Genomic DNA, 15,844 nt, shown 5'->3' with positions numbered 1-15,844 from the left:
AGAACAAACGTTGCTGAAATTGTAGCACGATGCAATGACCGACAGATAATTATTGTCAACAATTTTACCGCTACAGCAGCCAAATGCAAGGCTGTGTGGCGCTGGGTAAACAATCGGTATGCATCATCATCTGCAAACACCGCTGTTTAAAGGCGGTTTTTACAGACGGCCATAACAGCTTTCATAGTGCTCGGCCGCCTTATGCCAGCCGAAATCCTGCAACATGGCCTGTTTGCGCACAGCCGACCAGATGCGGGGTTTGTCCCACAAAGCCAACGCTTGCGTCAGCACGCCGGCCAGTGCCGCGGCAGACGGCTCTTCAAACACAAAGCCGGTGGCGGTTTTCTGTTTCAGAGTATCCGCATCGGTATGCACCACCGTATCGGCCAGCCCGCCGGTGCGGCGCACAATCGGCAACGTGCCGTATTTGAGGCCGTAAAGCTGGGTGAGGCCGCAAGGCTCGAAGCGGCTGGGAATCAAAATGGCATCGCCGCCGGCGATCAAATTGTGCGCCAATTGCTCATCGTAGCCGATGTGCACACCGACCTGCTGCGGCCAAGCAGCGGCCAAATCACGGAAAGCCTGCTCCAGCTCCGGCTCGCCGCTGCCCAGCAACACAAATTGCAATTTGCCGCCGGCCGCCAGAGTGTCTTGCAGGGCGGCCAGCAGCAAATCGGCGCCTTTTTGGGGTGTCAGCCGCGAAACCATCACCGCCAGCAAAGCGTTATCGTCTTGCGGCAGGCCAAACCATTGCTGCACCGCTTTTTTATCGGTTTTTTTGCCCTGCATGGCTTTGAGATGATAATTTTTTGCCAGCGCCGTATCGGTTTGCGGGTTCCATACCGCTTCATCGACACCGTTTAAAATGCCGTTCAGACGGCCTTCTTCCAAACGGTTTTGCAATAAACCCTGCATTCCGCAAGCGGCGGGTTCGTGGGTAATTTCTTCGGCATACGAAGGGCTGACGGTGGTGATGCAGCCGGCGTAATACAAGCCCGCTTTCAAAAATGAAATCTGGCCGTGGAATTCCAACCCTTCAACATGATACATCTGCCACGGCAAATCCAGTTCGGGCAGATGATACGCCTGAAACATGCCCTGATAAGCGATATTGTGGATGGTAAACACGCTGCGCACATCCACACCCCAAGCGTGCAGATAAGCCGGCGCCAGACCGGCCTGCCAATCGTGCGCGTGCAGCACATCGGCCCTGCCCCACAGTTCATCCATGCCGGTGGCCAATGCGGCGGCGGCCCAACCCAACACGCCGAAACGGATAACGTTATCGGGGTAATCGTTGTAATGTTCGTCGTGATACGGATTGCCGGCGCGCTCAAACAAGTGCGGCGCATCAATCAGATACAGCCCCAAGCCGTTGTAATCGGCATAACGGATTATGATATGGCCGCCGAAATTATCGCGCACGGCCACTTCTGCCGCATCGGGCAACGCTTCGCGCACTTTCGGATAATAAGGCAGCACCACCCGCACATCGTTGCCGCGCTGCAATTGGGCAAACGGCAATGCGCCCAGCACATCGGCCAAGCCTCCGGTTTTCAACAAGGGGAAAAGCTCTGAAGCGGCATGTAAAATTTTCATGGAAATCTCCTGACTGAAAGTAAGGAGCTTCTCAACCAACCCGCTGCGGCATCGCCACGCACCGCGCCAGGGTGTCCTGATGTGTTGTTTATGGGGGGATTTTTGTTCCTGAAAATGCAGATGCCAGGCAAAAAACGCAGCAAGATTGGACATCTTGCGAGGCTTTTTAACGCAGCAGATGCGTTTTCATCAGGGGCAAAATACACCCGTAAATCAAATGGTCAGGACGCCCTTATACGGCGGCGGCCGGTTGAGAGGCTCTGTAAGTTTAGCGCCTTATTGTTATGGTTTGTTTGCATACCATTCTAAAAAAACAACCCGACTGTATTCATTTGCCTTGCCGGCTTATTGCGGCAGAATGGGTTTCAGACGGCCTTTGCTCAATCACAGGCCGTCTGAAACAGCGGCCGTCTGAAAACCGGCAGGTTATTTTTACACTTGCTCGGGTGCTCCCTGCGACCCGGATGATTCTTGTGCAACCGCATCCAACATGGCACGGGTTACCAATACCACACTGCCGCCGGAGCTGATGCGGAAATGTTCGGCATCTTTTTTCGGAGTCAGGCCGATTTTCATGCCGTCCGGGATAATGCAGTTACGCTCGATAATGCAGTTTTTCAGATGGCAGTTTTTACCGATGGTCACATTGGGCAACACCACGCAAGAATCAATGATGCTGTTTTCTTTCACGGTAACGTGGTCAAACAACACCGATGAGCGGATTTCGGCATCGGTGATGATGCAGCCGCCGTTAACCAGCGAATTATCGAGCACGCGGCCTTGTTTGTTGTGTTTGTAGAAAAACTTGGTGGGCATGGTTTGCGTGGGCAGCCCGCGCACCGGCCACGACTGGTCAAACAAATTCAGCTGCGGATGTTCGGTAACCAAATCCATATGGGTGCGCCAATAGCTGTCAAGCGTACCCACATCGCGCCAATAAATGCTGCCCTCGGCATTTCTGCCCATGCATGAGCGCTCAAACGGGTGCGCATATAACACGCCCTCTTCCAGCGCGCGCGGAATGATGTCTTTGCCGAAATCGTGGTGGGTGTGTTCTTTGAGCACTTCGCCGGCCAACGATTGATACAGGTAGTCGGCATCAAATACATAAATCCCCATTGAGGCCAGCGAAGAATCGGGTTTTTCACGCATGCTGGGCGGATTGGCCGGTTTTTCGATAAATTCCTGCACTTTCAGCTTCTCGTTAACCGACATAATACCGAATTGGTCGGCCTCGCTGCGTTTGACTTCGATACAGCCCACAGTGCATTTGGCGCCGCTGCTGATGTGGTCGCGCAGCATCTGCATATAGTTCATCTTGTAGATATGATCGCCCGCCAGAATCAACACATATTTGGGCTTGTAGTGCTCTTGCATGATGGGCACGTTTTGCCACACCGCATCGGCGGTGCCGCGATACCACATGCTTTCGTTGATTTGCTGGCGTGCCGGCAGCATATCGACAAACTGGCCGCGGTCGCGGGGCAGAAACGACCAGGCGTGTTGCAGGTGGCGCAGCAGTGAATGGGCCTCGTATTGGGTGAGCACGCCGATTTTTTTTAGGTTGGAATTGAGGCAGTTTGACAGGGTAAAGTCGATAATGCGCCAGTTGCCGCCGAAATACACCGCCGGTTTGGAACGCCGGTCGGTCATTTCATGCAGGCGCGAGCCGCGTCCGCCGGCCAGAATCAGCACCAAGGTGTTTTCAGCGATATCTAAAGTGTGCAGAGGCGCTTTGTTTTCGTCTGCCAATAAAGTGTCGTCAGGTCTCATGAGTGGCTTCTCCTTGTTTGTGAAATATCCAGATGCCCATATGCGCTACCGTGCATCGGCTGTCTGCGTGCCGGAAGCTGTTTGACGGTGCCAAACGGCATTTCCAGCGCTCTTGAGGCAGATGGAATGACTGTTCGCCGCGTTTGCCGTTAACCAGCAGCAGCCATTCATCATCCATCAGGATTTGCAAGGCTTTGCTTTCGTTGTTTTGCCATGCTTCTCCTTCTATCGGTGCGCCTTCCGTATTCAGCCAGCGCACCCGTCCGTCCCACCAGCAGTCTTCGCCGATGAGGGGAATTTCACGGCGCAATGCCGCCAATTCTTTAACATAGTCATTCAGACGGCCATTGTGTTTGTGCCAAGCCAGCCAGGTAATGTCATTGTCTTGGCAATAGCCGTTGTTGTTGCCTTGCTGGCTGTTGCCGAATTCATCGCCGGCCAGCAGCATGGGAATGCCGTTGGCCAGCATCAGAGTGGCGAGCAGCGCTTTGGCGGTGTATTCGCGTGTTTCGAGAATAGCAGCATCATCGGTTTCGCCCTCTGCGCCGTGGTTGTTGCTGATGTTGTCGTTGTGGCCGTCGCGGTTGTCTTCGCCGTTGGCTTCGTTGTGTTTGCCGTTGTAGCTCACCAAATCATGCAGGGTAAAGCCGTCGTGGGCGGTAATGAAGTTGATGCAGGCCGAGGGGTTTCTGCCGTCGTGGCGGAACAAATCGGCCGAGCCGGAAAAGCGTTCGGCAAAGGCTCCGAGCTTGCCGCTCTGGTGTACCCAAAATTCGCGCATATCATCGCGGAAACGGTCGTTCCATTCGGAAAAAGGTTGCGCAAAGCGCCCCACCTGATAACCGTCCGGGCCGATATCCCACGGCTCGGCAATCATTTTGCGGCCGACCAACACCGGATCTTGATAGCAGGCCTGAAAGAAGCGGCCATAGGCATCAAATGCCGGCTCGCGCCCCAATACTGTGGCCAAATCAAAGCGGAAGCCGTCGATATGAAAGGCCTCCGCCCAATAGCGCAGGCTGTCCATTACCCAGCGGGTCACGCTGCGGTGGCCGACGTGCAGGGTATTGCCGCAGCCGCTCCAATTTTCATAATAGCCGTCCTGATTTACCCAATACCAGGCCGCGTTGTCGATGCCGCGCTGACACAGCATCGGCCCGCCCGCATCCTGCTCGGCGGTGTGGTTGTACACCACATCTAAAATCACTTCAATACCGGCTTTATGTAAGGCTTTTACCGCTTCACGCAATTCATCGGCGGCCTGTTCGGGCACAGCGGCATAGCGCGGCTCGACAGCGAAATGCGACCAGGTGTTGTAGCCCCAATAATTGCTCAAGCCCATGGCTTGCAGATGTTGCTCATCAAGATGCTGGTGCACGGGCAACAGCTCCACGGCGGTGATACCCAATGCTTTCAGATGGCCTGTTATCCGCTCATCGGCCAATGCGCGGTAAGTGCCGGCATCGGACAAATCGGGAAACAGCTTGGTCAGCCCTTTGACATGCGCTTCGTAAATCACGGTTTGCGCAATCGGGGTTTGCGGCAGCTTGTCATCTTCCCAATCGAATTCAGACGGCCCGACCACGATGCTTTTGGCGGCCACCGCAGCATTGTCTCTGCCGTCTTCAGCGCGAAACCAGGCCAGCTGTTCCTGCGTGCCGTAGGCGGGTGTGCCTTCGATGGCTTTCGAATAAGGGTCGGTTAACACTTTTTGCGGGTTGAAAAACAAACCTTCTTCCGGCAAATCATGGCCGTGCACGCGGTAGCCGTAACACTGCCCTGCTGCCAAGCCCGGCACAAAACCGTGGTGGATATGCCCGCTGCGCCCCGGCAAGGTCAGGCGGGTTTCTTCACCGCCTGCACCAAACAGGCACAGCTCGATTTTTTCGGCGCGCGATGAAAACAGGGTGAAATTCACACCGCCTTCGCGCACATCTGCACCCATGGGGTATGGCAGCCCGGTTTCAATCGCGCTGTTTGATGCCGTTTGATCAGTCATGATGGTTTTCCCGGTAAAGATACACGGTTGCCAGCGGCGGCACGGTAACCGACAACGATTGCGGCTTGCCGTGCGAGGCTGTTGCATCGGTGTGTATTTCTGAGCCCGCAACCACACCGCTGCCTTTATAATTGAGGCCGTCTGAATTCAAAATTTCACGATATATGCCGGCCTGATTCACACCAAAACGGTAATGTTCGCGCACCACCGGCGTAAAATTGCTGATAACAATCAATGAATTGCCGGCACGATCGCGGCGCTCGAATACGAATATCGAGCTTTCCACATCGTCCACCACCAGCCATTCGAAGCCTTCCGGCCATTGGTCGAGCTGATACAGCGGCGCATGATTGCGGTAGGCATGGTTCAAATCGCGCACGAAACTTTGCACACCGTTGTGCCAGCCGCCGTGCTCTTCATCGAGCAAAAACCAATCCAGTGCTTGGTCGTAATTCCATTCGCGCCCTTGCGCAAATTCGTTGCCCATAAACAGCAGCTTTTTGCCGGGGAAGGCATACATAAAGCCATAGTAAGCGCGCAGGTTGGCAAATTTCTGCCAGCAGTCGCCCGGCATGCGGTCGAGCAGCGATTTTTTACCGTGCACCACTTCATCATGCGACAGCGGCAGCACAAAATTTTCGCTGTATTGATACATCATGCCGAATGTCATCAGATGGTGATGGTATTTGCGGTTAATCGGGTCTTCCTGCATGTAGCGCAAGGTGTCGTTCATCCAGCCCATATTCCACTTGTATTGGAAATTCAGCCCTTCGGCACGGGTAACGTTGGCAAACGAGGTCGACTCTTCTGCAATCTCGGCCGCACCCGGCACCTGCTGCTGCAACATGGTGTTGGTGTCGCGCAGAAACTCAATCGCTTCCAAATTTTCGCGGCCGCCGTATTGGTTGGGAATCCACTCGCCGTCTTTGCGCGAATAATCACGGTAAATCATCGAAGCCACGGCATCCACGCGCAAGCCGTCAAAACCTAAGCGCTCAATCCAATACAGCGCATTGCCTTGCAAAAAGTTTTTCACTTCTGCCCGGCCGAAGTTATAAATCAGCGTGTTCCAGTCTTGATGATAGCCTTCGCGCGGATCGGCATGCTCATAAAGCGGCGTGCCGTCAAACTGCGCCAAACCGTGTTCGTCGGTCGGAAAATGGCCGACCACCCAATCCAAAATCACGCAGATACCGGCCTGATGGGCCGTCTGAATCAGATATTGCAGCTGCTGCGGCGAACCGAAACGGCTGGTGGGCGCATAAAGCCCGGTGGCCTGATAGCCCCACGAGCCGTCAAACGGGTATTCGGAAATCGGCAGCAGCTCGATGTGGGTAAAGCCCATTTCTTTCACATAATCCACCAGCTCATGCGCCAATTCTTCATAAGTGAGCCAAAAGCCGTTGTCGAGATTGCGCCGCCACGAGCCCAGATGCACTTCATAAATGCAGACCGGGCTGTCGATGGCATTGGCCGTTGCACGATGGGCGGGCGCGGGCACTTTGTCGGGCAGACCGCGCACCACCGAAGCAGTGGTCGGGCGCAATTCTGAAGCAAATGCATAGGGGTCGGCTTTTTGGCGCACATTTCCTGCCGCATCGCGGATTTCAAATTTATATAGCGCGTTAAACGGCACAGCGGGAATAAAAATTTCCCACACGCCAATGTCGGCATGAAAGCGCATGGCATGGCGGCGGCCGTCCCAATTATTGAATTCGCCGATAACCGACACCCGTTGCGCATTCGGCGCCCAGACGCTGAAATGCACGCCCTCCACACCTTGATGGGTGACGATGTGCGCACCCAAAGTTTCATACGGCCTCAAATGCTTGCCCTCGCCCAACAGCCAAGAATCAAGCGATTGCAGGCAAGAGCCGAAGCGGTAGGCATCTTCTGTAACAAAGGCCGTCTGAACGCCGGGATACTGTGCATTAAACACATAATCCGGCGTATTTTCAGGCAACACGGCCACGAAAAAGCCGCGCTCGTCTATTTTCTGCATCGGCACAATCAGCCCGCCGCCCTCACGTGCCATCAAATCCACCGTATGTGCATCGGGCAGCAGGCAGCGCACCACTTCGCCCACACCTTCGATACGATGCCGCCCCAAATAGGCAAACGGATTGCCGTGGCGGGCATAAAACAGGCTGTCGATAGTGTCGCGCTCGGTTTGATCGGGCTGCGGATAAGGTGTTGGTCGGCTGTTTTTTCTCATGGCTACCTCGTGAATCATCTGTAAATGCGTTTCCATCTGCGCTTGTGCGGGGAAATCTTCCAGGCCCAGCGGCAGTTTGACCGCCCAATTGGGATAACCTTCGGCCACGCCCGGCACGTTGAAGTTTTCGCTCATGCCAAGCAGGTTTTCTATCTGAGCGGCGTAAAGTTTGCTGCGGCATTCAGCGCCGAAACGGTGCAAGGCAAACAGCATCTGCCCGGTCAACATATCCGGCAACGGCGCATCGGGCGGCAACAAGCCGGCTTGTTTCAAAGCTTGCAGCAACGCCGCTTTATCGCATTGCCGCTGCATGAATGCGGCATGAAAAGCCGTATCGTCGGCATACACGCCGAGCAGGCGCATGGTTTCCAAATCACGCCCTGCCCAAAAACCGGCCACCGGCGGCAAATCATGCGTGCTGGTTACGGTGACCGCCTGTTCGGGGTAATCATCGGGCCGGTTAAAGCCTTGTTCGCCGTGATTGAAATACACCACCGAGTAAGAAAAAATCTGATAGCGGTTCAGCAAATCACGCATACCCTCAGGCACAATGCCCAAGTCTTCGCCGATAATCACACACTGATGGCGGCGGCTTTCCAGCGCCACCACCGCCATCAGCACTTCTTGCGGATAACGCACATAAGCCCCGTCATCGGCGCGCATGCCCGCAGCCACCCACCACAAACGGCTGAGCGACATCACATGATCGATACGCAGCGCACCATATAAGCGCACATTTTCACGCACAATCTTAATAAATTCGCGACACCCGCTTTGCAGCAGCTTGCCCGGGTGCAACGGCGGCAGCGACCAATTCTGCCCGGCAGGATTAAACTGATCGGGCGGCGCCCCCACCGACATATCCAAACAATACAGCGCTTGCTCCAGCCAAACATCCGCACCGCCGCCCGCCGCGCCTACTGATAAATCGCCATACAAGCCGATTTTCATGCCGCAATCGCGCACCCGCTGCTGCACTGCCTCAAGCTGCACGGCGCACAACCATTGCAGCCACATATAAAAACGCACTTCCTGCGCATGCAGTTGCGCAAATTGTTGCACCGCTTCATTTTGCGGATTGCGGTAGGCTTCAGGCCAGCCCGGCCACCCCAAGATGCCCGGGTCGGCAAAATACTGGTTTAAGGTTTCAAACAAAGCAAAGCCGTGTAATGCATCGCCTTTTTTATCGGCAAATGCAGCAAATTCGCCGCGCTGCTGCTGCATCGCCGCCGAACCGTCTTGCTCGAAAAACAGAAAGGCCGTCTGAAGCGCCGCTTTTTTCAGCGCCCACACACCCTCGTAATCTACCGTGCCGCTCCGCCGCAACGCCTCAATACGCCGGCAGATTTCAGGCGAAGTGCGCCATTGTTGTGCTGGCGCAGAGGCCTGAAAAGCCGCCACGCGGTCAACATCCAAATAAAGCGGATTCAGCCACACCCGCGAAGAAGGGCTGTAGGGGCTGGCATAAGCGGGGCGGGCGCCAAACAAAGCATGCAAAGGATTGATGCCGATAAAATCAAGCCGGCGCGCCGCAGCATAATCCACCAATGCTGCCAAATCCGAAAAATCACCGATACCCCAATTTGTGGCGGAACGCAGGCTATAAAGCTGAATACTCAAGCCGTTCAAGCGGCGGTTGCCGACCAATGCCGGCGGTTCGTAAGCCGTGGCCGGCGCCGCAATCACAAAACATCGGTAAAGTGCTTGATTTTGAGAAACCGTTAATTGGTAATAACCATCGCCCAGCGCCGGCAAGGCAACAGAAAGGCCGTCTGAAAGCCATTGCCAAGCCACTTCACGGCGCGCCCCTGCTTCATCCGACAACCAAACACTGTCGGGCGCCGAAAAGCCGGCAGCCAGATTCAGCGACACCGCTGCGCCGGCCGGCACCACCCGCACATCATCAAAACCATCATCCCCACCGGCTGTCGCCGCCAAACATTCGGCCAGCTTCTCCAACGCAGGCCGGCTCACCGGGCGGTAAACACCATCGGTGCCGCGATAGCCCGGCAACACGCCCAACGCCAACGCCTGCCGTTCTGTTTGTTCCGCCCAAACTTCACCCATTTCCGACCCCATGATTCAAAACAGCCTCCAACTCAGCATCTGCCTTCTTTACAAATAAGCCTGGGCTTACCTGACAATCGGCCTGACACTCACATCATCAACAGCCGCATATTGAAAAAAATATTAACTAGAACACAAACTCTAACACAATATTGGTATTTCTTCCTTGATATAGCACATTGAAACTGTAAATAAAATTTATGCATTAAAGATAATAACACTCAAAAATATTACCGCAATATCTCTTCAAGCATCCTCCGGCCATTACCTTTTTTACTCAAACAACATGGCAACATCGCCACATCATCGCCAAATCCATCACAAACAAAGCAGAATCCGCCATAAAACCCAGATAAGTAAGCATAAACACTTATCAACAAACTCTGCCTGAATATGCAAAAAATGTCCGTCAACAACGATGCTAAGTGCTTCAAATGACAACATTAACCGATTCACAATAGCATATAAATATTACCATCATTTAATCTTTTTATAAACATCCCTGAACGTTTGTTTAAATGTAAAAATGCCGCAACTCGGCAACCAAACGGCACAAAAATCAAGTTATTTTTCGGGCAGATATAAAAACAGGCCGTCTGAAATCATTTTTCAGACGGCCTGACAGATCGATACTTTATCTGCTATTTTAATGCGATTATCATTATGATGGTTTAGGTTTATTCCATCTTCGTTCCCCGCCTCGTACAACGATTCAATTGAACGGCAATAGCAAAAAAGCACTGCTTGAATAAGCAGTGCTTTTTTATCAGGATTGGCGGAGTGGACGGGACTCGAACCCGCGACCCCCGGCGTGACAGGCCGGTATTCTAACCAACTGAACTACCACTCCGCACAAAAAAATGGTGGGTGATGACGGAGTCGAACCGCCGACATTCTGCTTGTAAGGCAGACGCTCTACCAACTGAGCTAATCACCCGTTTCATCGCTGTGTTGCTGCGAGAACGTGATTAAACCAAAATCCCGCCCTTCGTGCAAGTGTTTTTCGTAAGAAATCATTCACTATATTCACAAATAATTGAAACAAAAATGAAATTATTTCAACCCCAATGCCCATTTATAAAACCAGCTGGCAAAGCAACAAACCAAAGGCCATATAGAAAACACGGAGCCGGTTGGCCTGCCTCTTCAGCGCCTTTGTAAAATCTGTTCTTCTCCAACTTATATAGGTTTGGTAATTATCATTCTAATAATTTTTATTAATTTCTTTTTAAAACAATTAAATGAATTATAAAAGCACAGTTATTCCATTGCCGTTTCTTATAGACAGGACATCCTAACTGCGTTGTTCCGCCCCATCGCACATGCATACTGCCTTCGATTTGTCGGCGTGTCCGTTTATCTTTGCAATGGCGATAAGTTCAACGGCCATAAGCATTTCAGACGGCCTGATAGAAATGCATCAAGCCGTCTGAAACTTTATATTCGGCCAAGATTCTTTAACTCCGGCCTCTTCTCGCTTTGCACGCGGCGGTCAAATATCAAACCAATGACCGAGCTTCTCGGCTTTGGTATGCAAATAGCGCTCGTTTTCCAAGTTTTCACCCACATGCAGCGGCACCCGTTGGGCGACGTTGATGCCGGCATCGGTAAGCACCTGCACTTTTTGCGGATTGTTGGTCAACAAATTCACTGCCTGCACACCCAGGTAATCAAATATATGCTTGGCCAGCGTGAAATCGCGGGCATCCACCGGCAAACCGAGCGCCACATTCGCTTCCACTGTATCCAGCCCCTGATCCTGAAGCTGATAAGCGCGGATTTTGTTAATCAGGCCGATACCGCGGCCTTCCTGGCGCAAATACACAATCACGCCCCGCCCCGCCTGCTGCACCGCCTGCATCGCGGCCTGCAACTGCGGGCCGCAATCGCATTTTTGCGAAAACAACGCATCGCCGGTCAGGCATTCGGAATGCACCCGTGCCAACACCGGGGCGCCATCGGCAATATCGCCCATGCTCAGCGCCACATGCTCCTGCCCGCCGCGCACATCTTCAAAACCATGCAGGGTAAACACGCCCCATTCCGTCGGCAGACGGCAGGCGGCCACAAATTTTACCGGACTAATCATGTTCCGGCTCCTCTTCTTCGCCCCGCAGCAAGGCCTGCAAAGGGAGAGCCAAAGCCAAGGACAAGCCCACCCAATCTGCCAGAGCCGCATCATCAAAAGCTTCTTTTTCGGCATGCTCCACATACACCACGCCCAGCACGGCACCGCCGGCATGGCATACCGGCAACGACATCTGACTTTGGCTGCAACTGTGGCGGCTGCCTTTCAATTCTTCCAGCGCCAGCCATTGCGGCACATCGTTGACAATATTCATCCAGCCGGTTTGCGCCGTGCGGCTCGGCAGATATTGCCAACCGCTCTCTTCCGTTACCGCTATTTGCTGCTCAATCACTTCGCCCTGCTGTGCCAAACGCACCAGCCGGACATCGCTGTTTTCAGACGGCATCAACGCATACACTACCGCACTTTGTTGCCCGGTGCGGCTGCACACCGAATCGAGAGCCATAAATATTTGTTTGAGCAAGCTTTCATGGGCATCATTTTTTTCGATATGTTCGGCCAATACCGCTTCATCGTTTTCATACCACAAAATATGCCGGTCAATCGCCGCCTCGCCCCGGTTCATCACTGCCTGTGCTGTCAAATAGGCCGCCAGCACCTCATCCGGCGGCAAACGCAGCCCCTGTGTCTGCAAATAATCTTCAATCAATAAAGCCGCCATGGCCTTGCCTTCTCTTTCTATATGACAGGCCGTCTGAAACCACTTAACCATGCAAGCTTTCAGACGGCCTGATGAATGCGCATACAGTTGAGGGCAGTATCCGCTTTTTCAAGCCGTATCTGCCTTTGCATTTGGCAAAGCTTTCGGTATAATCGGCCACCTGCCCAAACATCAACGCGGACGTGGCGAAATTGGTAGACGCACCAGATTTAGGTTCTGGCGCCGAGAGGTGTGAGAGTTCGAGTCTCTCCGTCCGCACCACCCAACCCATTTTAGGGGTTATTTTTTTGTCTAATGCAATCTAACGCAATCAATCAAATTCAATACTGGCAAGGCTTTCAGGCTGATTGAATACTTGCTTGGTATCTAATCGCATAATGCCGTCTAACTGAATAAATCACAAGTTGGGCGTATTGAGAAATACCCCTGAAAAAATACCCCAAAATGCCACTAAACGACCGCCAAATAAAGAATGCCAAGCATGCTGAAAAGCCCTATAAACTGAATGGTGGGCGTGGCCTGTATTTGTACATCAACACCAGCGGCGGCAAATTATGGCGGCTGAAATACCGCATTGGCGGAAAAGAAAAGCTGCTTTCAATCGGCAAATCCCTCGCCGTATCACTTACAGAAGCTCGCGAAGTCGCCAACAAGGCTGCAATATGCTGCAACAGGGCAAGACCCCGCCGCCGCCAACCAACAGACCAAAGCCGAAAGAGCTGCCGCTCTGGCAAACACCTTCGAGGCAATCACACCGCAATGGCTCCGCCAACCTGCACCGACGGAAGCCGATAGACGAAATCAACATTACCGCCATTAAAGCCCTGACAGAAAACATCATCAACTGCGGCGCATCGAAACCGCCGACAGCATCAGATAGCGGCCCAACCAGCACACCTTACAGCCAACAAGGTAACGGGCGCTGATACCCATTCACAAAAACAACCTAACTGCATTGACTCACCAGAGCTCGAATAGGGCTGTTTTCGCTAAGGCGCTGACTCGCCAAATCAACCAGCCCCGTGCTAGGCTGTCCTGATGTGTCATCTATCATCATATTTTTTGCGCTAAAAGCACATCTGCTGCATTAAAAAGCCTCGCAAGATGCCCAAATCTTGCTGCGTTTTTTGCCCGGCGTCTGTGCTTTTGTCACAAAAAATCTGAATCATTCTGAATGGTCAGGACACCCTAGCTGCACTATCCCCGGCTCGCCGCCTTGTGCGCTTACTTTTGTGAATTAGGTGTTATTCATCTTTGGCAAAGTATGCAAACGAACGTCGTGAAATGGTGCAATAGTACCGCGACTTTCTGAAGCGACACGATGAAACCGCCAAGCAGATATTGCAGCACGATAAAAAGGCCGTCTGAAACATCGGCTTTATTGCGGGTGCTTATCCATCGTTATACAGCGTTTGTATAATTATCCATTCTATGTATAATCATGTATAACAACATCCACCAGCAACCACCGCAACCATGCAAGCAGACCCGCTATATTTCCACCGCCCCGAATATGCCGCCAAGCTGATAAACAGCCTACAGGGCGGCATTACACACGCATTCACCTTATTCGCCCCGCGCCGTATGGGTAAAACGCAATTTCTGCTGAAAGACATTGCTCCGCTGGCAGAACAGCAAGGTTTCAACGTCTTCTACTTTTCCTTTATGGCCGATGATGGCAACATTCCCATTCGTTTTCAGACGGCCTTACAACAATTTGCCGAAAACATCCAAACAGGCGGCAAGGCAAAAACCTTTATCGGCCAAATCAGCAAAGTGGAGGCATTCGGCCTTGTCATCGAGCGGCAACACAGCGCCGACCCCGCAGGCGGCATTGTCGAGTTGATTAGCACCATTGCCGCCGCCAACCGCCCCGCCTTGCTGCTGCTGGACGAAGTGCAGGAGTTGGCACGCTTTACAGGGGCTGCGGGGCTGATCCGCTCACTCCGTACAGGCTTGGACATCCATCAAGACCACGTAAAAACCATCTTTACGGGCAGCAGCACCAACGGGCTGAAAACCATGTTCAACAACAGTAAAGCACCGTTTTTCCATTTTGCCCATGCCTTAGACTTTCCCCAGCTAGGGCAAGACTTCACCGACTTCCTGGCCGATATCTATTGCCAACGCACGGGTAACAGTCTGGATAAAGCTGCGCTATACCGCTTGTTTGAGCGCCTGAATCACACGCCGATGTATATGAGGGCCATCATTCAAGATATGATTATCAACCCCGAATTGCCGCTTGAAGCCGCCGCAGACTATCGGCTGGCGCAACTCAACACACAAGGCACAGAATCAGGCGTATGGCAGAAATTGAAGCCGCTAGAACAAGCCATCATGCAGGCTATGGCGGCCACCGACAGCAGCAGCCCCTACAGCAACGACAGCCGCAAGCAATACGCCGCCGCGCTTGGCATCAATGAAGTGAGCAGCAGCAGCACACAAGGTGCAATCAAACGGCTGCAACGGCACGACTTAATCAGCAAAAACACCGCCGACCAATGGCAGATAAACAATCCGCTGCTGAAAACATGGATTTTGGAAAACACTTAAATAAGGCCGTCTGAAAAACCCTTGCCGGTGTGTTATCCGGCAAGGACAAATGCAGGGCTGAAGCCATGATAAGCACTTGATTTTTGTTGCTGCTTTCAATTTCAACTGAAAATAAATTCAATTATTTCAATTTATTAAACGCTTAATTCGCGCCTCTCCACAGCAATATTGTATGAATATTGTTAAGCACGCTCACCCTGCCGCAATCAAAATGCTTCCGGATTAATAATTAATTCTTTCAAATCATAGCCTTGCTCACGTGCGGTTTCCAAATAGCTCTGGTACAGCGCTTCATCTATTTTCGCGCTGCGCGACAACAGCCACAAATACCGGCGGTCGGGCGTGCCGACTAATGCGGTTTGGTAGTTCTCATCCAAACGCAATATCCAATACGGCGCCCTGCCCACCGGCAGCCAGCGTAATCCTTCAGGCAAAAAAGTTACACGCAGTTTGCTGCCGGTTTTATCAACCGCTCTTGCCAATCCTTTGGCCTGCATCATTTCACCATTGTTTTTCCGGCAACGGTTGAGCACGTTAACACTACCATCGGCATTCAGCGTATAGTTGGCAGTAACCTCACCCGCGCAGGCATTTTGAAACTTCATCGGCAAGCGTGAAATTTCATGCCAAACACCCATATAGCGCGGCACATCCACCCGCGCGACAACGGCAGGCGGCGTAACGGTTTCGGCAACTGCCGGCAGGGAAGCGGCAGCAACCGCCAAACACAATAAACAAGCCGTTTTTTTCATGATATTCTTCCCAAAAAAACCAAAAACAGGCACCATCTGAAAAAGCAAGCCGATGCCGACGGTTCAAAATAAACTTTAACCGCTCAACTTATACCCGCTCACAAAAGTAAGCTGGCAAGCCGGCCGAAGACGG

The 15,844-nt window shown here is 52.7% G+C and carries 9 protein-coding genes, 3 tRNA genes and 1 pseudogene; 4 read left to right on the top strand and 9 right to left on the bottom strand.

The window, feature by feature from the left end; translation table 11 throughout:
- Positions 1 to 159 precede the first annotated feature (159 nt).
- The 8 genes from glgA to LVJ83_RS03535 all read right to left on the bottom strand — a co-directional run bounded on the left by glgA (position 160) and on the right by LVJ83_RS03535 (position 12,403).
- A complete protein-coding gene (gene glgA / locus LVJ83_RS03570) occupies positions 160 to 1,599 on the bottom strand; it encodes a glycogen synthase GlgA (RefSeq protein WP_244786372.1) in 1,440 nt (479 codons plus the stop codon).
- Positions 1,600 to 2,031: 432 nt separating this feature from the next.
- Positions 2,032 to 3,372, bottom strand: coding sequence for a glucose-1-phosphate adenylyltransferase (gene glgC, locus LVJ83_RS03565; protein ID WP_244786370.1), 1,341 nt, complete (start codon positions 3,370 to 3,372; stop codon positions 2,032 to 2,034).
- Positions 3,362 to 5,371, bottom strand: coding sequence for a glycogen debranching protein GlgX (gene glgX / locus LVJ83_RS03560; RefSeq protein WP_244786368.1), 2,010 nt, complete (start codon positions 5,369 to 5,371; stop codon positions 3,362 to 3,364). The genes glgC and glgX overlap by 11 nt, the downstream gene beginning before the upstream one ends.
- On the bottom strand, positions 5,364 to 9,653 hold the full coding sequence (glgB, locus tag LVJ83_RS03555) for a 1,4-alpha-glucan branching protein GlgB (RefSeq protein ID WP_244786366.1): 4,290 nt from the start codon (positions 9,651 to 9,653) through the stop codon (positions 5,364 to 5,366). The genes glgX and glgB overlap by 8 nt, the downstream gene beginning before the upstream one ends.
- 773 nt (positions 9,654 to 10,426) lie before the next feature.
- Positions 10,427 to 10,503: transfer RNA gene (locus tag LVJ83_RS03550), tRNA-Asp, on the bottom strand.
- An 11-nt stretch (positions 10,504 to 10,514) separates the two neighbouring features.
- Positions 10,515 to 10,590 (bottom strand) — tRNA-Val (locus LVJ83_RS03545).
- Between the two features lie 555 nt (positions 10,591 to 11,145).
- Complete coding sequence (gene ribA, locus LVJ83_RS03540) at positions 11,146 to 11,742, bottom strand: GTP cyclohydrolase II (protein ID WP_244786364.1); 597 nt, start codon at positions 11,740 to 11,742, stop codon at positions 11,146 to 11,148.
- Positions 11,735 to 12,403: a GAF domain-containing protein gene (locus LVJ83_RS03535; RefSeq protein WP_244786362.1), complete on the bottom strand. Its 669-nt coding sequence runs from the start codon at positions 12,401 to 12,403 to the stop codon at positions 11,735 to 11,737. The genes ribA and LVJ83_RS03535 overlap by 8 nt, the downstream gene beginning before the upstream one ends.
- Before the next feature lie 176 nt (positions 12,404 to 12,579).
- On the opposite strand from LVJ83_RS03535, the gene LVJ83_RS03530 reads away from it, so the two are divergent.
- The 4 genes and pseudogenes from LVJ83_RS03530 to LVJ83_RS03515 all read left to right on the top strand — a co-directional run bounded on the left by LVJ83_RS03530 (position 12,580) and on the right by LVJ83_RS03515 (position 14,959).
- Positions 12,580 to 12,664 (top strand) — tRNA-Leu (locus tag LVJ83_RS03530).
- A gap of 183 nt (positions 12,665 to 12,847) precedes the next feature.
- Positions 12,848 to 13,000, top strand: a pseudogene (locus tag LVJ83_RS03525) (Arm DNA-binding domain-containing protein); the annotation flags it as partial.
- Between the two features lie 65 nt (positions 13,001 to 13,065).
- Positions 13,066 to 13,329: a hypothetical protein gene (locus LVJ83_RS03520; protein ID WP_244787808.1), complete on the top strand. Its 264-nt coding sequence runs from the start codon at positions 13,066 to 13,068 to the stop codon at positions 13,327 to 13,329.
- Positions 13,330 to 13,879: 550 nt separating this feature from the next.
- Positions 13,880 to 14,959, top strand: coding sequence for an AAA family ATPase (locus LVJ83_RS03515; RefSeq protein WP_244786360.1), 1,080 nt, complete (start codon positions 13,880 to 13,882; stop codon positions 14,957 to 14,959).
- Between the two features lie 206 nt (positions 14,960 to 15,165).
- Here LVJ83_RS03515 and LVJ83_RS03510 read toward each other — a convergent pair whose 3' ends face one another.
- Complete coding sequence (locus tag LVJ83_RS03510) at positions 15,166 to 15,711, bottom strand: lipocalin family protein (RefSeq protein WP_244786358.1); 546 nt, start codon at positions 15,709 to 15,711, stop codon at positions 15,166 to 15,168.
- Positions 15,712 to 15,844 lie beyond the last annotated feature (133 nt).

It is taken from the genome of Uruburuella testudinis (genome assembly GCF_022870865.1).
GTDB classification, from domain to species: Bacteria; Pseudomonadota; Gammaproteobacteria; order Burkholderiales; family Neisseriaceae; genus Neisseria; species Neisseria testudinis.
The sequence above is the reverse complement of the archived record's forward strand: the minus strand, read 5'-3'. Positions and strand labels throughout refer to the sequence as shown.